Genomic DNA, 22,646 nt, shown 5'->3' with positions numbered 1-22,646 from the left:
ACGATCGGATGCGCCTGGATTCCACCGCGACGACTGCGACTGGCCCGGACAGGCGGCCCTCGGACAAGCTAGACTGCGCCTGATGAAACTTCGCCTCGTCGTCCTGACCCTGATTGCGGCGCTGCTCGCCGGCTGCGGCTTCCACCTGCGCGGCGCGTTGAATCTGCCGGCCCACCTCGGGCCGGTTCGGGTGCTCGCTTCCGACCGCTACAGCCCGCTCGGCGACCTGCTGGCGCAGGGCCTGCGCCGCGCCGGCGCGCAGGCGGCGACCGCGGCCGACGGCGAGAACGTCGCGACCTTGCAGATCGTTTCCGAACACTGGGCCGACACCCCCATCAGCAATGACCCGCTGGGCCGCGCGCAGGAATACATGCTGCGCTACGCGGTCGTGTTCAGCCTGAAGCGTGCCGACGGCAGCGTGGCGGTGCCGCAGCAGGCGGTCGAGCTGTCGCGCGATTACCTCACGCCGGTGCTTGATTCGGTGGGCAGGCTCAGCGAGCGCGAGCGGCTGGTTCAGGAACTGCAGCGGGAAATGGCAACCGCCATTCTGCGCCGGGTCGATGCGGTGACGACGAGCGCCGGGGAGGTCGTGCAGTGACCAGGGCGCGGGCATCGTCGATGGGAACGGTCGCGCCGCGCCGGCGCCGGCAGCCGTGGAACTGAATGCCGATCGCCTGAACGCCCAGCTGCAGGCCGAACCGCTGCGTCCGGTCTATCTGGTGGCAGGCAGCGAGACCTTGCTGGTGCTTGAAGCTGCGGACGCGATCCGCGCCGCCGCACGCGCGCAGGGCGTGACCGAGCGCGAGGTCTACGAACTGGAGGGACGCGATTCCGACTGGGACGCGCTCGAGGCGACGATCCATGCCCCCAGTCTGTTCGCCAGCCGCCGGCTGATCGAGGCGAGGCTGCCGACGGGCAAACCCGGGCAGGACGGCGCCAAGCGGATCGCCAGGTTCTGCGCCGATCCGCCGTCCGACGTCACCCTGCTGGTGGTGGCTGGGGACTGGTCAAAATCGCATGCGGGCAAATGGAGCGAGGCGATCGCCAAGGCCGGCCATGTGACGGTGGTCTGGCCGGTCAAACCGCACGAACTGCCGAGTTGGGTCGGCCATCGCCTGCGCCAGCGCGGGCTGAAGGCCAGTCCGGAGGCGGTTGCCCATCTCGCCCAGCGGGTGGAAGGCAATCTTCTGGCCGCCGCGCAGGAAATCGACAAACTTGCGCTGCTGCTGCAGGGCGAGACCGGAACGCTGGACGCGGCGCGGCTGGAAACGCTGGTCGCGGATTCCGCGCGCTTCAACGTGTTCCGCCTTACCGATGCGGCGCTCGGCGGCGAAACCGCGCAGGTCTCGCGCATCCTCGCCGGTCTGCGCGCGGAAGGTGGCGTGATTCCCGCGCTGATGGGAATGCTGGTGAAGGAGCTGACCACGGTGCTGGCCCTGTCGCGGGCGCGCAATTTCGCCGCCGAGTGCAAGGCGCAGCGGATCTGGGAGTCCAAGCAGGCCGTGTACAAGCGCGCGCTGTCGCGGCATCCCCCCGAACGCTGGCAGCAGCTCCTGCGCGAGGCGGGCGCCGTGGACCGGATTTCGAAGGGGCGGGTGCGTCCGGGCCAGGAGTCCTTCGATGCCTGGCTGCAGCTGGAACGCCTGCTGCTGGCCATCGCCGAGCGCGGCGCGCTGCGCCTGCTGGCCTGAGCTGCATGCTTCGGGTGTATTACGGCGGCAGTTTCGATCCCGTGCACAACGGGCACCTGGCCATTGCGCGCGCGGCCCGCGACCGGCTGCAGTCCGACGTGGCGCTGGTGCCGGCGCGCGACCCGCCGCACAAGCCGCCGACCGGCGCCGATGCGGAGCAGCGCGCGCGGATGCTGGAACTGGCGATCGCCGGCGAACCGGGACTGCGGGTGGATCGGCGTGAGCTGGCGCGGCCGGGGCCGTCCTGGACGGTCGATACCTTGAGTGAACTGCGCGCCGAGCTGGGCGCGGAGGCGGCGATCGCCTGGCTGGTCGGCGCCGATTCGCTGGGCCAGCTGCACAGCTGGAGCCGCTGGAAACGGCTGTTCGAACTGGCGCATCTCCTCGCGGTCGCCCGCCCGGGCTTCGCTCTGGACGCGGATGCGCTGCACGCCGGGGCGCCGGAAGTGCTGGCCGAGATCGCTCCGCGCCAGCGCGACCCGGAGGCATTGGCGGAATCGCCGGCGGGCTGGTTCGCACTGCTGGAACTGCCGCAACTGCGCATCGAATCGTCCAGCGAACTGCGCCGGCGAATCGCGCTGCGCGATCCCGGGTGGCGCGATTGGCTGCCGGCGGCGGTCGCGTCCGAGATCGTCCGGCAGGGCTTGTACGGCGCTTCCGCGGCTATACTGCCCCCAACCCCATCGAGCGATTGCCCTTGACCACTGCCGCCCAAGTCATCAAACCCACTCTCCCCGTCCCGCCACCGCCGGCGGATGCCCTGCTCGAAGCCGTGCATGCCGGGCTTGCGGAACTCAAGGCCAAGGATGTGGTGGAAATCGACGTGCGGGGCCGGAGCAGTGTCTGCGATTTCATGGTCGTGGCGTCGGGCACTTCGACCCGGCACGTGAAGTCGGCGGCCGACGAGGTGGTGCAGTTCGCCAAGAAGCTCGGCGTGATGCCGCTCGGCGTCGAGGGCGAGCGCGAAGCCGAATGGGTGCTGGTGGACCTCGGCGATGTCGTGGTCCACGTCATGCTGCCGCGGGTGCGCGAGTTCTATGCGCTGGAGCGGCTGTGGACGGTGGGCGACCAGCCGCCGGGCGCGGATGCCTGAGCCGCACGGGCGTGGCCGCCACTGGCCGGATTGAACGGCGATGAAGGCCCGCCTGATCGCGGTCGGCGAACATCCGCCCGGCTGGGTCGCCGAAGGCTGTGCCGAATACCGCAAGCGACTGTCGCACTGGCTGCCGCTTGACCTCGTCGAAATCGAGCCCGGCGTGCGCGGCAAGGGACGCGACACCGCGCGGGCGATGGGCGACGAAGGCGCGCGCGTGCTGGCCGCGCTGCCGAAAAATGCGTGGGTGGTCGCGCTCGACGGGCGCGGCCGGATGCATTCTTCCGAACAACTCGCGGAGCGCGTGGAGCACTGGCGCGGACAGGGGCGCGATCTTGCCTTCCTGGTCGGTGGCCCCGAAGGCCACGCGCCCGAGGTGCTGGCGCGCGCCGATGAACGCTGGTCGCTTGGCCCCCTGACCCTGCCGCACATGCTGGTGCGGCTGGTGCTGGCGGAACAGCTCTATCGCGCCTGCGCGCTGCTGGCCAACCATCCCTACCACCGCGGTTGATCCGGCGACCCCGAGCCGGAGCGGCGTGGATCCAGTGCGCGGCCCGGTACCGGCGATCAGCCGGGTGGAACCAGCGTCCCGCTCTCCAGCGCCTTGGCGATCGCGGCCTGCCACGGCGCGATCTCGATGCCGTGGTCTCGGCGCCAGCCGGCATCGAACAGGGTGTCGCAATAGCGCTTGCCGCGGTCGCACAGCAGGCTGACGATGCTGCCGCGCTCGCCGGCGTCGCGCATCCGCGTGGCCAGCGTGAGGCAGGCCGCGAAGTTGGTGCCGGAGGAGCCGCCATAGCGCGAGTCGAGGAGCGTTTCCAGTTGCATGGCGGCCGCGATCGAAGCGGCGTCATCGACCTCGACCACGGCATCGACCACGTCGAACAGGAAGCCCGGCTCCACCTTCGGGCGGCCGATGCCTTCGATCACGGTCGGACGGCTGGCCACGGCGTTGCGGTCGCGCGTGCGCCAGCCGTGCACGTAGCCGCTGCCGGTCGGCTCGGCCACGCACAGCCGGGTGGCCAGCCGCCGGTAGCGCAGGTAGCGGCCGATGGTGGCCGAGGTGCCGCCGGTGCCGGCGCCGCAGACGATCCAGGTCGGTTCGTGCTGCGCCTCGCGGCGCATCTGGCCGATGATCGACTCGGCGATATTGTTGTTGCCGCGCCAGTCGGTGGCGCGCTCGGCCAGCCCGAACTGGTCGAGGTGGCAGGCGCCTTCGGCGGCGTGCCGCGCGGCGCGGGCGTGGACCTGCGCCGGGTCCTCGACCAGATCGCAGCGGCCGCCCAGCGCCTGCACCGCGTGGATTTTCTGGGGCGCCGTGCAGGCCGGCATCACCGCGATGAAGGGCAGGCCGAGCAGGCGCGCGAACCAGGCTTCGGAAATCGCGGTGCTGCCGGAGGAGGCGTCGACCACGGTCTGGCCCTGGCGCAGCCGCCCGTTGCACAGCGCGTACAGGAACAGCGATCGCGCCAGCCGGTGCTTGAGGCTGCCGGTCGGGTGGCTGGCCTCGTCCTTGAAGTAGAAGGCGATGCCGGGGAAGCCGGGGAAATCCAGCCGCAGCAGGTGGGTGTCAGCCGAACGCGCGCTTTCCTGCTCGAGCAGCGCCAGCGCGGCGTGCACCCAGTCGCGTTCGCGAGCGTCGGGTCGGGTTGGAGAATCGCTATTCATTTGCCCATGGTTGCCGCAAGCGCGGCTGCGCTCAAGACGTGCCCGCCAGCAGCGCCCGCACGCGCAGGGCGAGATGGTCGAAATACAGGTCGATGTAGCTGATGCCGTTCTCGTGGTCGATCAGGTACGGATTCATCAGGGTGTGGCGCAGGAGGACAAGTTTGTCGTTGTCCTCATCCAGCGTCGCCGAATCCAGCCCGAGGGTGGCGAAGATGCGCCGCAGGCCTTCCTCGCCCAGCGCTTCCGGCTTGAGGGTCGTGGCGGAGGCGAAGAACTGCTTGTCCTGCACCGGATGGCGCGGATCGATGCGCAACTCGTCGTGCAGGCGACGGACGAAGGCGTTGGCGACAGCCACCGAGCGGTTGCCTGCGGGATTCAGGGCCAGGCAGGCCAGGTTGCTGTCCGGGTCGAAGGGCATCAGCGCGTGGACGACGTCGGCGTTATCGCGGGCGAAGCGCTGCGCGCGGGCGCGGAAGTGCTCGGCCGCACGAACGGTCTGCGCCGGCAGCCGGCCGAAGTGGGCTTGGTCCAGCGGCAGCACGCGATGGGTGACGTAGACTGCGGCGGCGGCGGCGCCGGACTTGGAGCCTTCCGGGATCAGTTGGCCGAGGCGGCGGTAGCGGGTCATGTAATCCGGCGCCGCCTCGCCGTGAAACACGTAGTCCGCCGCCTCGGTGAGCAGGGCGGTGGTGCGGTGGTCGCGGCAGACGAACGCGCCGGCGCCGTAGGGCAGATAGCCGAGTTTGTGCGGATCGACGGTGACCGAATCGGTCTCGCCCAGCGCCGCGATGGCGGCATGGACGCCGGGCGAAGGGAAGCTTTCGAAATCGCGCGCAATCTCGTCGCGCGGGCGCAGGCTGCCGTCCTCGTTGCGGAACAGGGTGGCGAGGTAGCCGCCCCAGGCGGCGTCGACGTGGACGGCGTAGCCCAGGCCGCGCGCCGCGAAGCGCTCGCGCGCGGCGACCACGGCGTCGATCGGGTCGACGGTGCCGTACTCGGTTGTGCCCAGAACGGCCACCGCCATCAGGACCGGCTGGCGCTCGCGCAGGCAGCGTTCCAGCGTCGCCTCCATCGCTTCCGGGTCGATCCGCATGCCGCGCTCGGTGAGCCTTTCGAGCTGGCCGCGGCCGAGGCCGAGCAGCTTGCAGCCCTTGCTCCAGGAGTAGTGCGCGGTCACCGGTGCCAGCACCTTGGGCACCTTCAGCGTGGGGTGGACGGCGAAGAAGTCCACCAGCCCGCGCTGTTCGAGGCGCTCGCCCTCCACCCGCGCCTGCCAGCGGCGGCGGTCGGAGTGGGAAGCCTGTGCCAGCCAGCGGCCCCAGCGGTCGACCAGCGCGGTCGCCTCCCGCGGGTGCAGGTTGAAGGCGGCCCAGTCGTCCTCGGGCAGGCCGAGGTCGCCGATGCCGGCCGCGCGCAGCGCCACCGGGAAGGCTTTTTGCGCCAGCGCCAGCCGCAGCGCCTGGTAGTTGGCGACGGTGCCGCCCGAGGTCAGGTGGCCGAAGGCGCAGTCGGGGCGCGATGGATCGTTGGCGTAGCCGAGCATCCGCGCCAACTGCAGGCCGACCTTGACCTCCAGGTCCACGGTCACCGGCGCGGTGTCTTCGGTGACGTTGTTCGGGTTGTAGGGCAGGGTCAGGATCTGCGCCGCCAGCCCCGGCAGCAGCAGGTCCGAGGCCATGTGGCCGATGTAGCGCGGGCTGTGGAAGGGGACGGATTTCTTCAGCGCCGCCGACAGCAGGTGCAGTTCGCGTCGCGTCTTCGCCTCGAAGGCGAGGTAGTCGGGATGCAGCGCGGCGGTGGTGGAGATCGCCAGCGGGTCTTCGGGATGGAAATTGCGGCGCCAGTAGACGTGATCGCGCAGGAATTCGACGACCAGCTTTTCCAGCAGGGTGTCGTTCTGCGCGTACGGCCCGAGGAAGCAGGCGTCCAGCATGTGCTGGCGCGGAGCATCGAATGGATCGTGCCTGTCGCCTTGGTCGGACTCGGAGGGTGTCGCGGCCATTGCGGTGTCCTCAAGCAGAAGTTCAGAAAAGCAGCAGCCAGCCCAGTGGATTGTGCATCCGGGCGATGCCGTAGATGAAGCCGAAGGTGGCCAGCGCCGCCAGATAGAAGGCAAACCGCACCGGCCGCGTGCGCCTGGGGCGCATCGCGAAGACGCCGAGAATGACGTAGACGACCACCAGCGGCAGCTTGACGGCAAGCCAGCCGTTGGCGAACACGCCCCAGGGCAGGATCGCGATCAGGGTGATGCCGGTGGCCAGCAGGGTCGTATCGACCAGATAGCTGCCGTATTTCGGCAGCGGGCGCTGTGGCCATTTCGCGCCGAGCAGGGCGGCGCCACAGCGCAGCGCGAAGATCAGCCCGCTGCACTGCACCGCGTGCACGTGCACCCACTTGATCTGCGGGTAGAACTCGATCAGCGCCATTGCAATCCCGGCATCAGCCCGGCTTGCCGTCGGCGCGCGGATGCAGGTAGATCGACAGCGAACGCAGCGCCCAGGGCAGGAAGGCGATCAGCCAGCCGGCGGCGGCCACGGTTTGCCAGACGTAGGTGTCTGGCGCGGCCTCGGCGGCGATGCGGGTCAGGGCGACCAGTTGCAGGAGCGCGAAGGCGAACCAGCCCACGGCCGGCATCTCGATCGGGCGCCCGGAATGGCCCTGGGTGACGCGGGTCACCATCGCCACCAGCAGGCTGCCGAAGAAGCCGATGTAGATCGCGTGCTGCGGCCCGCGGCCGAGGATGAACTCGCCGCCGGTAGCCAGCGCTGCACTCTGGATGGCGAACAGGGTGAAGGCCACCGGCAGCCAGGCGAAGCCGGCGAACAGCACCCACAGGATGCCCGGCGACTTGCCGCGCGGCCACCAGCGGTACAGCACGTAGGCGCTGCCCAGCGCCATCGCCGCATCGACCGGCCACATCCAGGCGTTTTCATGGGTCAGTTCCAGCGCGAGGTGGGCCAGCAGCAGCCCCCACAGCGCGGCCAGCAGGCCCAGCGGGCGCCACGGACGGTAGCCGGGCACCACATTGCCGGCAAAAAACGGGAACATGCGGTGGGCGACGGTCGAATAGACCGGCAGCAGCACCGCGAAAGTGCCCAGTTTGATCGAAACGAACACCGCCCACGGGCCGACGCCGTGCAGGAAGGCCGCCATCAGCAGCAGCCCGATCCATCCGATGCCCAACGCGGTGAAGCACGACCACGCGTGCCAGGTCGGCCCCTTGCCGGCGCGGCGTTCGGCCAACAGCACCCGCAGCAGCTGGATCAACCCGTAGCCCCAGCCAAGGATCGAGAGCACCACGCCAAGATGCACGAAATGATTGAACCCGGTCAGCATGCCGGCGATCACCAGCACCTGGCCACCGAGCAGCCCCAGCCCTACCGGCAAGTAGTGGGCGCGTCTGAGATCGGGGAAACCCATCCAACGCGGGAAGGTCGTCAGCAGGAAGCCGAACATGAACGGCGGGAACAACTGGTACTGCATGACGAAGGCGTGGACCCAGCCGCCGTAGGGCGTCCTGCCGGGCAGGCCGATGAGATGCCAGCGGGTGTCGATCAGCCACAGCAGCCACCAGCTCATCGCCAGCAGCACGTTGAGCGCGCCGGCGAAGAACAGGATGCGGTGGGGTTTGACGGCGAGCAGGGCGAACGAGAATCCGGCCCCCGATTGGGGCTGTGCGGGCGTATTCATGAGGCGTCCAGTGTCGCGCGCGGCAAGTTTCGTGGCATTGATTCAGGTCATTCGCGCAAACGCGGCGGCGCTGCGATGGTTGGGATCACTCCCGCAGAACCGGCGCAGCCAGCGCTTCGAGGCGGGGCAGATCGACCAGTTCGACGTCGCGCCGATCCACCGCCAGCAGGCCGTCGTTCTGCATTCGCCGCAACACCCGGCTGACCGTTTCCGGCGCCAGCCGCAGGTAGTTGGCGATGTCGGTGCGGGCCATGGTCAGTGCAAAGCGCGAGGCGGAGAACCCGCGCGCGGCCAGCCGCCGCGACATGCCCACCAGGAATGCGGCCACGCGCTGGTCGGAGGACCAGTCGCCGGCGAGCAGGGTGGCGCGGCCGATGTCGCGGCTGAGCAGGCGGAACAGTTCGCTCTGGATTCCGGGAACCCGCGCGGCCAGCACCGAGATTTTCGGGAACGAGAACCGGCACAGCATCACCGTGTCCAGCGCGATGGCGTCGCAGGGGTAGCGGTGTCCGTCGATCGCGCTCAAACCCACCACTTCGCCCGGGAAGTAGAAACCGAGCACGTGCTCGTGGCCGTCGCGGTCGATGACCCGGGTTTTCACCGAGCCGGCGCGCACCGCGGCGATCGCTTCGAACGGCTCGCCTTCGCGGAAGATGAAATCGCCGACGTGGAACGGCCCGACGTGCTCGACCAGCACGTGCAGTTCGCGCAGCGCGGACTTGTCCATCCCGCGCGACAGGCAGGCGTGCGAGAACGCGCAGGTCGAGCAGAACGTCAGCGCGTCGCCATCGTCCGCCATGACCTGCGGACTGAGCCGTGGAAACGGCAGATTGCTCATCGCGAAGTCGATTCCGGAGGCGGGCCGTCCGAACGCCACCGTCGACGCCTCAGATCGCGCGCGAGAAGCGCGGGTTCGTGTCGATGGCGGGTTGGTTCAGATAGCGGTCGAAGCACATTGCAATATTACGCAATAGCAGCCGTCCGCGCGAGGTCGCGGTGATCCGTCTGGATGCAATTTCGACCAGTTGGTCGTCGACCAGCGGCTGCAGCTGCGCCAGGCTGTCGGCGAAATAGTCGTCGAAGCGGATGTCGTAGCGGCGCTCCAGCGCCGCCACGGGGATTTCTCCCTGGCACATCAGCGACTGGATCAGATCGGCGCGCAGTTCGTCGTCGTCGCTCATCCGCATGCCGCGGAACACCGGCAGGCGCCCTTCGTCGATCGCGATCTCCCAGGACGGCAGGTCGCGCGGATTCTGGCTGAAGGTGTTGCCGATGTGGCTGATCGCCGAGACGCCCAGCCCGAGCAGGTCGCTGTTGGCGTGGGTGGTGTAGCCCATGAAGTTGCGGTGCAGTCCGCCGCGCGCCTGCGCCTGGGCCAGGTCGTCGCCGGGCAGGGCGAAGTGGTCCATGCCGATGTAGAGGTAGCCGGCAGCGGTCAGTTTCTCGACCGCCAGCTGCAGCAGCGCGAGTTTGGCCTCGCCGTCGAGCAGGTCGTCGTCCTTGATCTGCTTTTGCGCCTTGAACAAGTGCGGCATGTGGGCGTAGCTGTAGACCGCCAGCCGGTCCGGGCGGATCTCCGTGACGACGTCCAGCGTGCGAGCAAAACCTTCCAGGTTCTGCTTGGGCAGGCCATAGATGAGGTCGACGTTGATTGAACGCAGGCCGGCGTTGCGCGCCGCCTCGATCACGGCGCGAGTGTCCTCGACGCTCTGGATCCGGTTGACCGCCTGCTGCACGATCGGATCGAAGTCCTGCACGCCGAGGCTGGCGCGATTGAATCCGATCTGCGCCAGCGCCGCCATCCAGTCCGGATCACAGAAACGCGGATCGATTTCGATCGAGATGTCGCGGTCGCCGCTGTCGGCGAAGTGGAACTGTCGCCGCAGCGCATCGACGAAGTCGCCGAGCTGGCCGGGAGTGAGGAAATTCGGCGTGCCGCCGCCGAAGTGCAGCTGGATCACCTCGCGGTCGCGGTCGAACAGCGGCGCGTACAGCGCGATCTCGCGGTGCAGGCGGGCCAGATAGGCTTCGCCGCGGGCCTTGTCGCGGGTGATGATGCGGTTGCAGCCGCAGTAGAAGCAGGGGCTGAAACAGAACGGCACGTGCACGTAGAGCGACAGCCGGCGCGGAATCGGCTCTTCATTGCTGGCCTGGATGGCGTCGCGCAGCTGCAATTCGCCGAAATCGGCGTTGAACTGCGGGGCGGTCGGGTACGAGGTATAGCGTGGTCCCGGCCGGTTGTAGCGGCGCAGGAGCTCGGCGTCGAAGGCGATGTGCTGGTGATGCATCGGGCCAGCTTAGGCCCCTGCGCGGGAACGAGAATTGATCCCGATCAATCCTTGACGCAGCGATGGCGCAGACCATACACAACCGTATCCAGTTGCGAGGTGCCGGCGACATGGCCGGGGTGATCCCGGGGAATCGGGCGGCGTTCCAGCAGATCGACCGCCCACTCCGGCTCGAAGTGCTGCCGGATCTCGATCTCCGGCACCGAGAAAGGCGGGCCCTCGCGTTCGTCCTGCGGGTATTCGAGGGTGATCATCAGCCCGCGGCAGTTGTCCGGCAGCAATGGATACGTTTCGCGGGCGTAGCGCGCGCGCAGCGGCGGCGGCAGGGCGATGATGGCGGCGCGGTCGAACACGGCCCGGCAGTCCGCCAGCGCCGCCGCGTCCAGAGCGAACACATTGCCGCGGATGATCTCGATCGCGCCGGCGGTGTGGTGGAGACCGTAGCGGCTCTCATGAACCTGCGGGCGGAGCTCGTTTTCCGCAAAAAACTGATCCACCGCAGCCTGGGTTAGCTCCACGCCCAGCACCCGATGCCCCTGTGCGGCCAGCCAGAGCATATCCAGCGACTTGCCGGCCAGCGGCACGAAAACCTTCGCGCCGTCGGGAACGCCCAGCGCATGCCAGTGCTTCTGCAGCAGCGCGGTCGGCGCGTTCTGGTGGAAGCCGATGCGCCCTTCCTGCCAGCGCTGTTGCCAGAATTCGGGATTCATGCGTCGCTCCTTTTCCCCTTCTCCTTGAAGGGGAGGGGTTTGAATCACTCCACCGCCAACGCATCCACCTTCTGCCAGCCGCGCGGCAGCAGCCCGCCGCGCGATCCGCGCGCGCCGAGATAGGCGTCCAGATCGCGATAGCCCAGCGTCATCGTGCGTGCGCCGGAGCGCACCAGCAGTTTTCCGGCTTCGGGAACGACCGCCACCGCCACGACCTTTTCGGTGCCGCGCCTGGCCTTGGGGATCTCGATGATCTTGTTGCCCTTGCCCTTGTCCAATTCGGGCAGGTCGGCGACCGCAAAGGCAAGCACATGGCCGGCGCTCGTCACGGCAACGATGCGGTCGCTGTCGGGATTGGACAGCGTCGCGGGCTGCAGGGCGTGGCCGCCTTCCGACAGCGACAGCAGCGCCTTGCCGGCCTTGTTGCGCCCGGTCAGGTTCTCGAACCGGGTGATGAAACCGTAGCCGTGGCTGGAAGCGATCACGAGACGAGTGTCGTTCTCGCCGCCGGCCAGCGCTTCGAACTGTGCACCGGCGGCGGGGGTGAAGCGGCCGGTCAGCGGTTCGCCGTTGCCGCGCGCGCTGGGCAGGGTGTGGACGGCGGTCGAATAGCTGCGTCCGCTGGAATCGAGGAAGGCAACCTGCTGGTTGCTGCGCGTGCGCACGGCGGCGAGCAGGCCGTCGCCTTCGCGATAGGACAGCGTGGTCGCATCGATGTCGTGGCCCTTGGCGGCGCGCACCCAACCCTTTTCGCTGAGCACCACGGTCATCGGCTCGCTGGCGACCAGCTCGGTTTCGTCCAGCGCATGCGCCGCCTCGCGCGCCACCAGCGGACTGCGGCGGGCGTCGCCGTATTTCTTCGCGTCGGCCAGCAGTTCGTCCTTGATGAGCTTTTTCAGCTTGGCCTTGCTGCCGAGGGTGGCGATCAGGCGGTCGCGCTCGCTGTCGAGGTCGTCCTGCTCGCCACGAATCTTCATTTCCTCCAACCGCGCCAGCTGCTTCAGCTTGGTATCGAGGATGTAATCGGCCTGCTCCTCGCTGAGGTCGAAGCGCGCGATCAGCGCTGGCTTGGGTTCGTCCTCGCTGCGGATGATGCGGATCACTTCGTCGAGATTGAGGAAGGCGATCAGCAGGCCTTCCAGCAGGTGCAGCCGGCGTTCGACCTTTTCCAGGCGATGGTTGAGCCGACGTGTGACAGTGGTCTGGCGGAAGCTCAGCCATTCGCTCAGCAGCGGCTTGAGTCCCTTGACCTGCGGGCGGCCGTCCAGCCCGATCACGTTCATGTTGACCCGGAAGCTTTTTTCCAGATCGGTGGTGGCGAACAGATGCCCCATGAGCTGCTCGACATCGACGCGGTTGCTGCGCGGCACCAGCACGATGCGGGTGGGGTTGGCGTGGTCGGACTCGTCGCGGATGTCCTCCAGCCACGGCAGCTTCTTCGCGCGCATCTGGCTGGCGATCTGCTCGATCACCTTGCCGGGCGACACCTGGTGCGGCAGCTCGGTGACGACGATGTTGCCGTTCTCGCGGGTGAACACGGCGCGGGCGCGCAGGTTGCCCTGGCCGGTTTCGTACAGCGCCAGCAGATCGGCGGCGGGCGTGATGATTTCGGCGGCGGTCGGATAGTCGGGGCCGCGCACGTGCTCGCACAGGTCGCGCACCGTCGCATCGGGATCGTCGAGCAGGCGGATGCAGGCGCTGACGACTTCGTTGAGGTTGTGCGGCGGCACGTCGGTAGCCATGCCCACGGCAATGCCGGTGGTGCCGTTGAGCAGCAGGTGGGGCAGCCGCGCCGGCATCCAACCCGGCTCCTCCAGCGTGCCGTCGAAGTTCGGCGTCCAGTCCACCGTGCCCTGGGCCAGTTCGCCCAGCAGCACATCGGCGATCGGTGCCAGCCTGGATTCGGTATAGCGCATCGCCGCGAACGACTTGGGGTCGTCGCTGCTGCCGAAATTGCCCTGCCCGTCGATCAGCGGATAGCGGTACGAGAACGGCTGCGCCATCAGCACCATCGCCTCGTAGCAAGCGGAATCGCCGTGCGGGTGGTACTTGCCGATCACGTCGCCGACGGTACGGGCGGACTTCTTTGGCTTGGCCGTCGCCGCCAGCCCCAGCTCGCTCATCGCATAGACGATGCGGCGCTGCACCGGCTTGAGCCCGTCGCCGATGAACGGCAGGGCGCGGTCGAGCACCACGTACATCGAATAGTCGAGGTAGGCGCGCTCGGCGTATTCGCGCAGTGGGATTTGTTCGAAGCCGTGGAAGGTGGAACGGAAGATGTCGTCGGTCATCCGCGCAGTTTACGGGATGGGCTGGGGGCACCGGCAGGCAGGCTTGCCGTGACTGTGAAGGCGGCCGCAATCCGGTTGTCCTCCGGCGCGAACGATTCAGCACCCCAAAGCAACGGTTCCGGCGCTGAACTGGCGCGGGGTCCGTGCAGGCTGGAGGATTCAGGGCACGAAAGCGCGCCGATCGGCCCTGCGCAGCGCGATCGAGATTGCGATTGCCGCTGGTGCACCATGAGCACCCGTTTAGAATCTACCCATGCCCAGCCCCTTCCCCCTGTTCGACAACGCCGCGCTGCGCGCCCTCGAAGCGCGCGGTATCGCGGAGGCGGGGGGCGATGCGTTCGCGCTGATGGCGCGTGCGGGGTTGGCGGGGTGGCGCGTGGTGCTCAAGCGCTGGCCGCAGGCGCTGCGGATCGTGGTGGTGTGCGGGCCGGGCAACAACGGCGGCGATGGCTATGTGTTGGCGCGGCATGTGTGCGAGGCCGGGCGTGATGTGCGAGTGCTGCACCTGTCCGCGCATGCGCCGGCAAGCGGTCTGGCGCGACGCGCCTGCGCGGAGTACGTCGCCGTCGGCGGCATCGTCGAAGAAACAGCTGGCGCGATTCCCGACTGTGATCTGATCGTCGATGCGCTGTTTGGCATCGGGCTGTCGCGGGCACCGGACGCGGCGCCCGCGGCGCTGATCGAGGCCATCAACGCGCATCCCGCGCCGGTGCTGGCGCTGGATGTGCCCAGCGGCGTCGATGCCGACACCGGCAGCGCGCCCGGTGCGGCGATGGTGGCCGACGGCACGCTGCAGTTCATCGGCCGTCATCGCGGCCTGCGCACCGGTGTGGCGCTTGATCATTGCGGCCGGCTGGAACTGGCGACGCTGGCGCTGTCCGACGCGGCCTTCGACGGCATCGCGGCGGCGGCGTGGGCGTATCGCGCCGATGCCCTGTCGAAATTCCTGCCGCTGCGCCCACGCGACGCCCACAAGGGCCGCAACGGGCATGTGCTGTGCATCGGCGGCGACATCGGCAGCGGCGGCGCGATCGTGCTGGCCGCGCAGGCGGCGCTGCGCGCCGGGGCGGGTCTGGTCAGCGTGGCGACGCGCGAGGCGAACATCGCGCCGCTGCTGGCGCGTGCGCCGGAGACGATGGCGCATGCGGTCGCGGATGCGGCGGAGCTTGCGCCGCTGCTGGAACGCGCGACCGTGGTCGCCGTCGGCCCGGGACTGGGGCAGGGCGACTGGGGGCACGCGCTGCTGGCCGCCGCGCTTGCCAGCGGCAAGCCCTGCGTTCTGGATGCCGATGCGCTGAATCTGCTGGCTGCCGCCGGCACGACGCTGCGCGCGGACGCCATCGTCACGCCGCATCCGGGCGAGGCGGCGCGACTTCTTGATAGTTCGATTGCGCAAGTGCAGCGTGATCGTTTCGCATCGGCGGCAGCGCTGCAGGCGCGTCTGGGCGGCGTGGTGGTGCTCAAGGGTGCCGGAACCATCGTGCAGGCATCGGGCGCGGCACCGGCGGTGATCGCGGCGGGCAATCCGGGCATGGCCGTCGGCGGCATGGGCGATTTGCTGGCCGGCGTGATCGCGGCGCTGCGCGCGCAGGGTTTTGCCCCCGCCGATGCGGCCGTTGCCGGCGCGCTGCTGCATGCTGCGGCGGGCGACGCGGCGGCGCGCGAGGACGGCGAGCGCGGGCTGCTGCCGTCCGATCTGCTTCCCTGGCTGCGTCGTCGGGCCAATCCGGTGCGACGATAGCGGGATGAGCGAATTTTTCCTGAGGGATGCGGCCGCGACCGAGGCGCTGGGCGCGCGGCTGGCACAGGCGCTGCCCGCGCGCGCCGTGGTGCATCTGCACGGCGATCTGGGTGCCGGGAAATCGACCCTGGCGCGCGCCCTGTTGCGTTCTCTCGGAGTGACTGGCGCGATTCGCAGCCCGACCTACACCTTGGTCGAACCCTATGCGCTCGCGTCGGGAGGACAGGCCCTGCATCTGGATCTGTACCGGATCGGCGATCCCGGCGAACTGGAATTCCTCGGGCTGGACCCGGCCGAGGCGCGGCTATGGCTGGTGGAATGGCCGGAGCGCGGACGGGGCGCGCTGCCCGGCGCCGATCTTGACGTGGCGTTGGCGGTGGAGGGTGCGGGGCGCTGCTGCGTATTGACGGCGCTGACCGCCGTGGGGGCGCAATGGTTGGCTGACGCTGAAAGCAAGAGCGAGTGAACTTGCCCGGCATTATTGCCGGGTAATCGAGGAAGGTTTCGCAGGTCACGGAATATTAAGGAAAAATACTTGCAACCTTCTGACGGCGGTGGTTTACTTCCGGCCATGCGCATCTTCGGGATCTGCCGCTGGCGTATCGCGTGGGCCACCGCGCTGGGGCTCGCGCTTGCGTGTGTGACGGCAAATGCCTCTGAAATCAAGCAGTTGCGAATTGAATCGGGTGCGACCGGCACGCGTGCGGAACTGCGCCTCGACAAGGCTGGCCCGTACCGGCTGATCCCGTTGTCCAACCCGGCGCGGCTGGCCGTGGACTTCCCCGATGGGCGTCTGGCGCGCGGATTGGCGCTGCCAGGCGCGGCCGGCGTCGTCACCGGCGTGCGCACCGGACAGCCGGTGCCCGGTACGGTGCGGATCGTGTTCGACCTGTCGAATCCGGTCGCGGCGATGCCTTCGATGCTTGATACGGCCGCCTCCGGCACCGTGCTGGTGCTGGAGTGGCCTGGCGATGGGGCGTCGTCGTCCGCGACCGCAGTCAATGCGCCTCAGCGTCCGGGCGTCGCCGTTGCGGCCAATGCACCGCTGCCGCAGCGTCCGAATGTCGCCACCGCGAGCGAGGCACCGCTTGTACAGCGTTCGACCGATGTGTCCGTCGCATCGGCGTCCGCGCCGAGACCGCTTCCTGCCGCGTCGCCCGCAGTGGTTCCGCCGCCCGTTGCCGCGCCGCCGGTCGCCACGACCGTCCCGGCCACGCCATCGCCTCCCGTCGTGGAGGCCGATGTTGCCGATCAACCCGCGCTGCCGCCGTTGCGCTTGCAGCCCGGCATGCGCCCGCTGGTGGTTGCCATCGACGCCGGACACGGTGGCCAGGATCCCGGCGCGCACGGCCTGAACGGCACCCGCGAGAAGGACGTCACATTGGCGATCGCGCGCGAGCTGGCGCGTCAGGTCAACGCCACCCCGGGGCTGCGCGCCTACCTCACGCGCGACAGCGACGTTTTCATTCCGCTGAATTATCGCGCCCGCCGCGCATCGGAAAATCGCGCCGACATCTTCATTTCGATCCACGCCGACGCCGCCGAGAATCGCGGTGCGCGCGGATCGTCGGTCTATATCCTCTCGACCCGGGGCGCGTCTTCGCAGCGTGCGCGCTGGCTGGCCGACAGCGAGAATGCGGCCGACATCATCGGCGGTTCGCGCGTGCGCACGGCGGGCGATACCCTGACCTCGGTGCTCCTCGATCTGACCCAGAGCGGCAACATGAAGGCCTCCGAGGATGCCGCTGGCCACGTTCTCGATGGACTCAAGCGCGTGGGCAACAACCACAAGTCCAATATCGAACGCGCCAATTTCGCCGTGCTGCGCACCTCCGACAAGATGCCGGCGATGCTGGTGGAAACCGCCTTCATTTCCAATCCCGACGAAGAGCGGCAACTGGCCGATCCCGCGTTCCAGCGGACGCTGGCCCGGGCCATCCTCGGCGGCATCGACGCCTATTTCACCCGCCAGCCGCCGCCGGGCACGCTGTACGCCGCACGCGCGCAGGCGGCGCAGTCGGCCCGCGTCGATACTCCGACACGCGGTGGCGGAAGCCCTTGATCCGGGGCGCGAACCGGATGCCGCACCGGGTTCCGATCGATTCGCCCTGGCGCACGCTGATTGGATCGGCGCTGCCTTAGAATCGCCGGGTGAGCATCCGCGCGCTTCCCGAAAACCTGGTCAACCAGATTGCCGCCGGCGAGGTCGTCGAACGGCCGGCATCGGTGGTCAAGGAGCTTGTGGAAAACGCGCTGGACGCCGGCGCCAGGCGCATCGACATCGACCTGGAAGAAGGCGGCGTGCGCCTGATCCGGATTCGTGACGATGGCGGCGGCATTGCCGCCGAGGAACTGCCGCTGGCGGTCAGTCGCCACGCCACCAGCAAGATCGCCTCCATCGACGATCTCGAAGCGGTGGCGACGCTGGGTTTTCGCGGCGAGGCGCTGCCCTCGGTGGCTTCGGTCAGCCGTTTCCGGCTGGCGTCGCGAGTGCGCGACGGAGCGCAGGGCGCCGAGCTGCGCATCGACGGCGGCAAGCCGGGCGAGGTGACGCCGCACGCGCATCCGCAGGGCACCACGGTGGAAGTGCGCGACCTGTTCTACAACGTGCCCGCGCGCCGCAAGTTCCTGCGCGCCGAGCGCACCGAGCTGTCGCACATCGAGGAATGGCTGCGCACGCTGGCGCTGGCGCGGCCCGACGTGGAAATCCGGGTCAGCCACAACGGCAAGCCGTCGCGGCGCTGGAAGGGTGAATCCGACCTGCTTTCCGAAGTGCGGCTGCACGAAGCGCTGGGCGAGGAGTTCGCCCGCAATGCCCTGCACGTGGACCATGCCGGTGCCGGCATGCGCCTGCACGGCTGGATCGCGCAGCCGTCCTACAACCGCGCCAGCGCCGACCAGCAATATCTGTACGTGAACGGACGCAGCGTGCGCGACCGCAACGTCGCCCACGCGGTGCGGCAGGCCTACAGCGACGTGCTGTTCCACGGCCGCCATCCGGCCTGGGTGCTGTTCCTCGAACTCGACCCGCGCGGGGTCGATGTCAACGTGCATCCGGCTAAGCACGAGGTGCGCTTCCGCGAATCGCGCCTCGTCCACGATTTCGTCTATCGAACACTGAACGCCGCGCTGGCGGAAACCCGCGCCGGCAGCATCGCCACACCCGCGCCGCCGGTGGCTGGCGGCACGCAGACGGCGCGCTGGTCGATCTCGTCGCCGCAGCAGCAGACGATCGGCCTGCGCCTGACCGATGCGCCCGCGACCTATGCCGCGCTGTACGCGCCGCCGGGCGAAGTCGCGGCGCCGGCGGTCATGCCCGAGGCGTCGGAAGGACTGCCGCCGCTGGGCTTCGCCATTGCCCAGCTGCACGGGATCTACATCCTTGCCGAAAACGCGGATGGCCTGATCGTGGTGGACATGCACGCGGCCCACGAGCGCATCGGCTATGAAAAACTGAAGGCCGCCTTCGATGGGGAGGGCATCCGAACCCATCCGCTGCTGGTGCCGCACGCGATCGCGGTGTCCGAGCGCGAGGCCGAAGTCGCCGAACGCGAGGCGGCCGCGCTGGCGCAGCTGGGCTTCGAGGTGCAGCGCAGCGGCCCGCAGTCGCTGCTGCTGCGCAGCGTGCCGACGCTGCTTTCCGATGGTGACGTGGACGCACTGCTGCGCGAGGTGCTCACCGACCTGCGCGAGCACGGCAGCGCGCGCCGGATCGCCGAGACGCGCGACGAACTGCTGGCGACGATGGCCTGCCACGGCGCGGTGCGCGCCCATCGGAGGCTGTCGATTCCCGAAATGAACGCGCTGCTGCGGCAGATGGAAGCGACCGAGCGTTCCGGTCAGTGCAATCATGGACGTCCCACGTGGACGCGTTTCTCGCTTGCGGAGATCGACAAATGGTTCCTGCGCGGACGCTGAATTGCCTGGTCGGGCTGCTCGCCTGCGAGCTGCTGTTGGCGGCCTGCGGAAAGCCTGCGCCGAGTGCGGAAGAGCAGGCGGCGCAGGCGCGCGCGGAAGCCGCATTCAAGGCATCGCAGCAGGCCTGGCGCGTGCGGCGCCTGGCCGAGTTGACCAAGCCCGACGGCTGGACCAGCCTGATCGGCTTGCACTGGCTCGATCCGGGCGTGCACCGGGTCGGCAGCGGGCCGGACAACGGCATTCGCCTGATGATGGGGCCCGCGCATCTGGGACTGTTCACCGTCAGGGACGGCAAGGTCGGCTTCCGAGCCGATACCGAGATCTCCCTGGATGGCGAGCCGAGCAAGGGCGGCGCGCTGCTCAGCGATGCCAATCCCGACGGCGCGAGCGTCATCGGCTTCGACGACGGCAAGGGCCTGGCGACGCTGATCGAACGGGGCGGCCGGCTGGCGCTGCGGGTCAGGCATGCCGACGCCGACAGCCGCGTGCGTTTCACCGGACTGACCTACTGGCCGGGCGGCCGCGACTGGCAGGTGCCGGCGCGCTTCATCAAGCATCCGGCGGGCACCACGCTGGAAATCGGCAACATCATCGGCACGACCGACCGGATCGCCAATCCGGGCGCGCTCGAATTCAGCCGCGACGGCAAGCCCTATCGGATCGAGGCGCTGGACGAAGGCGAGGGGACGCTGCTGCTCGTCTTTGCCGATCGCACCAGCGGTCACGGCAGCTACGGCGCCGGCCGCTTCATCGATGCGCCGATGCCGGATGCGCAGGGCAAGGTCGTGATCGATTTCAATCGCGCCTACAACCCGCCTTGCGCTTTCACCCTGTTCGCCACCTGCCCGCTGCCGCCGCTGGAAAACCGGCTGGATCTGCGCGTCGAGGCCGGCGAGAAGGCCTACGTCAAGCCAACGCCGCTGCAGGAAGCCGTGGAATGAGGCTGTCTTTGCTCCCGCTGTTGCTGTGCGCGCTGCTGGTTTCGGCGGAATCGTCCTTGGCGCAGGAGTCCAGGCGCGCCGTGGTGCCGGTGAAGCCGGCAGCCACGCAGCATCCTCTGCTCTGGAAGGTCTCGGACGCCGACAATTCCGTGTATCTGCTCGGCTCCTTCCACATGCTCAAGCCGGGCGATCTGCCGCTGCCGGCGGAAGTCGATCGTGCGTTCGAGGATTCCACCTCGTTGCTGTTCGAAGTCGATACCGCGGTTCTGGAGGCGCCGGAAACGGTGGCCGAGGCGCAACGCTACATGGGTTTTGACGACGGCAAGACGACGCTCAGTTCGGTGATTCCGAAGGAAACCGCCGAGCGTCTCGGCACCCTGTTGTCGGCCGGCGGCAATTCGCTGCAGGCGGTGGAGCAGTACGAGCCGTGGGCGGTCAGCACGATGCTCTCGCTTGGCTTGATGCAGGCGCTGGGTTTTCGCCAGGATCTGGGCGTGGATCGCTGGATGGCCGAACGCGCCGCGAAGGCCGGGAAGCCCGCGGGCGGGCTGGAAACCGCGGCGGACGGGTTTGCGGCGCTGGACGCGGTTCCGTATCCGGAGCAGGTGCGCGATCTGGACGATTTCCTGGAAGACCCGCAGCGGTCGGTCAACCGCATGCGGGTGATGCACGACGACTGGCGCGCTGGCGATGTCGCCGGATTGACGCAGCTGATGCAATCCGAGATGGTGGACAAGTCGCCGGACACCTATCGGCTCGTGGTCGTTCAGCGCAATCGCAACTGGCTGCCCCAGGTCGAGCGGCGCCTGACCGGGGAGCACAAGGACAACACGCTGGTGGTGGTCGGGGCCATGCATCTCCTCGGCCCGGACGGGTTGGTCGAACAGTTGCGCGCGAAGGGCTACAAGGTCGAGCGCGTCTGCGATGGCTGCGCTGCGGATTGATCCCGTCAAGTCGATCCGTTTGCGCCGCGCTGCTGGTCTGAAACCATCAAGATGCAGTCCACCGGGCAGGCGGGCACGCACAGTTCGCAGCCGGTGCACAGGTCGTCGATGACCGTGTGCATGTGTTTCGGGCCGCCGACGATGGCGTCCACCGGGCAGGCCTGGATGCATTTGGTGCAGCCGATGCATTCGTCTTCGATGATGAAGGCCACTTCGCCCGGTTTGTGTTGGCCGCGGCTGCGGTCATAGGGCTTGGCCGGTACGCCCAGGGCCTTGGCCAGCGCCCGCGCGCCGGCGTTGCCGCCGGGTGGGCAGCGGTCGATATCGGCTTCGCCGCGCGCCATCGCCTCGGCATAGGGCCGGCAGCCGTCGAAGCCGCACTGACCGCACTGGGTTTGCGGCAGCAGGCGGTCGAGGCGTTCGACGAGGTCGGGATCTGGTGTATCTGTCATCGTGCAAGGAAATCACGGAGGCCGGATAGGCCACGCATTTCCCGCGAAATCAAGGAGGAGATGCCTGCTGACCGGCAACGGGAGACATTCGCGGGAAATGCGTGGCCTGTCCGGCTGTCGGGAGAGTAATAGTCCCACATCGCCCATTCGATGCCGATCGGGGGGGCTTCGAAGGATGTTTTGTGCTTGCGTCTGCGCGGGCCGGCTGTGGGGTGTTTGAACAAAGCGGTGACGGTCGTGGGATTTTGAGGGGTGTTGCGGGTGCGTGTGCCGCTGTTCGGATTGTGTCGCGCGCCGCCTTGCCGCTGGCGCTGACGCGAATGTCCCCCGCCCCCGGCCGTTGGCCGGCGGCTCCTCCGTTGATTTCGCGTCAGCGCCTGCGGCAAGCCGGCCGTGGAGTATCCGAAGCAAGCAGTAGGGCGGTGGGGTTTGGTGTCGGAGCCTTGCCCGATCGGTCGGGTCACCGCACCGGCATGCCTGGCTGCGCGCCGGCGTCGACGTCAAGCAGGGACAGGGCGCCGCCGTCGAAGCCGGCGGAGAGGATCATCCCTTCGCTGAGGCCGAAGCGCATCTTGCGCGGAGCTAGGTTGGCGATGAACACCACGCTGCGGCCGACGAGCTTGTCGGGCTCGGCGTAGCTGGCGCGGATGCCGGAGAAGATCTGGCGCTGGCCGAGCTCGCCGGCGTCCAGCAGGAAGCGCAGCAGCTTGTCGCTGCCGTCGACGAAGCCGCATTCGAGGACCTTGCCGATGCGCAGGTCGAGCTTGGCGAAATCGTCGATGCCGATGACGCCATCGTTGTTGGCTGGCTTGTCGGGCGCCGGGTTTTCTTTTGCCTTCGCGGCAGGGGCCGGGGCGGTCGGTGTTGCGCCCAGGGTGTCCTTCGAGGCCTCCACCATCGCGTCGATCTGTTTGGGGTCGATGCGTGTGAACAGCGGGGTGTAGGCGTTGATCGCGTGGTCGAGCAGAGGCGTGCCGAGGTCCGACCACGCCGTGACCGGTGCGGCGAGGAATTCGGCGGCCTGTGCGCTGGTGCGCGGCAGGATCGGGGCGAGCGCCGCCGCGAGGAGGCGGAACAGGTTCAGGCCCTGGGTGCAGACCGCCTGCAACTGCGCGTCGGCGCCGTCCTGCTTGGCGATGACCCAGGGCTTGTGGTCGTCGATGTACTTGTTGGCCTCGTCGGTCAGCGCCATGGTCTGGCGGATGGCGCTGGCCGGATC

General features: G+C 68.6%; 21 protein-coding genes. 11 read left to right on the top strand and 10 right to left on the bottom strand.

All coding sequences use genetic code 11. The features are described from left to right. Nucleotides 1–82 precede the first annotated feature (82 nt). Genes lptE through rlmH form a run of 5 tightly spaced genes read left to right on the top strand, consistent with a single transcriptional unit; the run spans nucleotide 83 to nucleotide 3,295 of the window. On the top strand, nucleotides 83–598 hold the full coding sequence (gene lptE, locus Q0X16_RS00110) for an LPS assembly lipoprotein LptE (protein ID WP_297829242.1): 516 nt from the start codon (nucleotides 83–85) through the stop codon (nucleotides 596–598). A gap of 55 nt (nucleotides 599–653) precedes the next feature. Then, nucleotides 654–1,691: a DNA polymerase III subunit delta gene (gene holA, locus Q0X16_RS00105; RefSeq protein WP_297829239.1), complete on the top strand. Its 1,038-nt coding sequence runs from the start codon at nucleotides 654–656 to the stop codon at nucleotides 1,689–1,691. A gap of 5 nt (nucleotides 1,692–1,696) precedes the next feature. Beyond that, the gene (gene nadD, locus Q0X16_RS00100; protein WP_297829236.1) at nucleotides 1,697–2,392 is read left to right on the top strand and encodes a nicotinate-nucleotide adenylyltransferase; all 696 of its coding nucleotides are present in this window, start codon (nucleotides 1,697–1,699) and stop codon (nucleotides 2,390–2,392) included. Further along, nucleotides 2,389–2,784 (top strand): ribosome silencing factor, encoded by a 396-nt coding sequence (gene rsfS, locus Q0X16_RS00095; protein WP_297829233.1) that lies wholly within the window; start codon nucleotides 2,389–2,391, stop codon nucleotides 2,782–2,784. Before nadD ends, rsfS begins: the two co-directional genes overlap by 4 nt. 40 nt (nucleotides 2,785–2,824) lie before the next feature. After that, nucleotides 2,825–3,295: a 23S rRNA (pseudouridine(1915)-N(3))-methyltransferase RlmH gene (gene rlmH / locus Q0X16_RS00090; protein ID WP_297829230.1), complete on the top strand. Its 471-nt coding sequence runs from the start codon at nucleotides 2,825–2,827 to the stop codon at nucleotides 3,293–3,295. A gap of 56 nt (nucleotides 3,296–3,351) precedes the next feature. Here the strand turns inward: rlmH and Q0X16_RS00085 are convergent, their stop codons facing one another. The 8 genes from Q0X16_RS00085 to parC form a co-directional block, all read right to left on the bottom strand. Then, entirely contained in the window at nucleotides 3,352–4,452 is a 1,101-nt protein-coding gene (locus Q0X16_RS00085) for a pyridoxal-phosphate dependent enzyme (protein ID WP_297829227.1), read from the bottom strand. Between the two features lie 31 nt (nucleotides 4,453–4,483). Continuing rightward, nucleotides 4,484–6,454: a pyridoxal-dependent decarboxylase gene (locus Q0X16_RS00080; RefSeq protein WP_297829224.1), complete on the bottom strand. Its 1,971-nt coding sequence runs from the start codon at nucleotides 6,452–6,454 to the stop codon at nucleotides 4,484–4,486. Nucleotides 6,455–6,476: 22 nt separating this feature from the next. Beyond that, nucleotides 6,477–6,878, bottom strand: a complete 402-nt coding sequence (locus Q0X16_RS00075; protein ID WP_345780270.1) for a SirB2 family protein — start codon at nucleotides 6,876–6,878, stop codon at nucleotides 6,477–6,479. Between the two features lie 13 nt (nucleotides 6,879–6,891). Next, entirely contained in the window at nucleotides 6,892–8,142 is a 1,251-nt protein-coding gene (locus Q0X16_RS00070) for an NnrS family protein (RefSeq protein ID WP_297829221.1), read from the bottom strand. An 85-nt stretch (nucleotides 8,143–8,227) separates the two neighbouring features. Then, complete coding sequence (locus Q0X16_RS00065) at nucleotides 8,228–8,980, bottom strand: helix-turn-helix domain-containing protein (protein ID WP_297829218.1); 753 nt, start codon at nucleotides 8,978–8,980, stop codon at nucleotides 8,228–8,230. A gap of 49 nt (nucleotides 8,981–9,029) precedes the next feature. Then, nucleotides 9,030–10,430 carry an oxygen-independent coproporphyrinogen III oxidase gene (gene hemN, locus Q0X16_RS00060; protein ID WP_297829215.1) on the bottom strand — a complete coding sequence of 467 codons (1,401 nt, stop codon included), beginning with the start codon at nucleotides 10,428–10,430 and terminating at the stop codon, nucleotides 9,030–9,032. A 44-nt stretch (nucleotides 10,431–10,474) separates the two neighbouring features. Further along, nucleotides 10,475–11,140 (bottom strand): thiopurine S-methyltransferase, encoded by a 666-nt coding sequence (locus Q0X16_RS00055; RefSeq protein ID WP_297829212.1) that lies wholly within the window; start codon nucleotides 11,138–11,140, stop codon nucleotides 10,475–10,477. A gap of 44 nt (nucleotides 11,141–11,184) precedes the next feature. Further along, entirely contained in the window at nucleotides 11,185–13,431 is a 2,247-nt protein-coding gene (parC, locus tag Q0X16_RS00050; protein ID WP_297829209.1) for a DNA topoisomerase IV subunit A, read from the bottom strand. Between the two features lie 253 nt (nucleotides 13,432–13,684). Here parC and Q0X16_RS00045 point away from each other — a divergent pair, with 253 nt between their 5' ends. The 6 genes from Q0X16_RS00045 (at nucleotide 13,685) to Q0X16_RS00020 (ending at nucleotide 20,975) form a co-directional block, all read left to right on the top strand. Continuing rightward, nucleotides 13,685–15,172 (top strand): NAD(P)H-hydrate dehydratase, encoded by a 1,488-nt coding sequence (locus Q0X16_RS00045; protein ID WP_297829206.1) that lies wholly within the window; start codon nucleotides 13,685–13,687, stop codon nucleotides 15,170–15,172. A 4-nt stretch (nucleotides 15,173–15,176) separates the two neighbouring features. Continuing rightward, a complete protein-coding gene (tsaE, locus tag Q0X16_RS00040) occupies nucleotides 15,177–15,638 on the top strand; it encodes a tRNA (adenosine(37)-N6)-threonylcarbamoyltransferase complex ATPase subunit type 1 TsaE (RefSeq protein WP_297829203.1) in 462 nt (153 codons plus the stop codon). Nucleotides 15,639–15,743: 105 nt separating this feature from the next. Continuing rightward, nucleotides 15,744–17,234 (top strand): N-acetylmuramoyl-L-alanine amidase, encoded by a 1,491-nt coding sequence (locus tag Q0X16_RS00035; protein ID WP_297829268.1) that lies wholly within the window; start codon nucleotides 15,744–15,746, stop codon nucleotides 17,232–17,234. 89 nt (nucleotides 17,235–17,323) lie between these two features. After that, entirely contained in the window at nucleotides 17,324–19,090 is a 1,767-nt protein-coding gene (gene mutL / locus Q0X16_RS00030) for a DNA mismatch repair endonuclease MutL (protein WP_297829199.1), read from the top strand. Then, nucleotides 19,069–20,031, top strand: coding sequence for a DUF1684 domain-containing protein (locus Q0X16_RS00025; protein WP_297829197.1), 963 nt, complete (start codon nucleotides 19,069–19,071; stop codon nucleotides 20,029–20,031). Before mutL ends, Q0X16_RS00025 begins: the two co-directional genes overlap by 22 nt. Further along, the gene (locus tag Q0X16_RS00020; RefSeq protein WP_297829194.1) at nucleotides 20,028–20,975 is read left to right on the top strand and encodes a TraB/GumN family protein; all 948 of its coding nucleotides are present in this window, start codon (nucleotides 20,028–20,030) and stop codon (nucleotides 20,973–20,975) included. Before Q0X16_RS00025 ends, Q0X16_RS00020 begins: the two co-directional genes overlap by 4 nt. Nucleotides 20,976–20,980: 5 nt before the next feature. Here the strand turns inward: Q0X16_RS00020 and rnfB are convergent, their stop codons facing one another. Further along, complete coding sequence (rnfB, locus tag Q0X16_RS00015) at nucleotides 20,981–21,427, bottom strand: Rnf electron transport complex subunit RnfB (protein ID WP_297829191.1); 447 nt, start codon at nucleotides 21,425–21,427, stop codon at nucleotides 20,981–20,983. Between the two features lie 460 nt (nucleotides 21,428–21,887). Then, a partial coding sequence (metG, locus tag Q0X16_RS00010) for a methionine--tRNA ligase subunit beta (RefSeq protein ID WP_297829188.1) occupies nucleotides 21,888–22,646 on the bottom strand: 759 nt, incomplete at its 5' end.

The sequence above is a fragment of the Thermomonas sp. genome (assembly GCF_025993755.1).
GTDB lineage: Bacteria > Pseudomonadota > Gammaproteobacteria > Xanthomonadales > Xanthomonadaceae > Thermomonas.
This window is presented reverse-complemented; position numbering and strand designations above follow the sequence as displayed.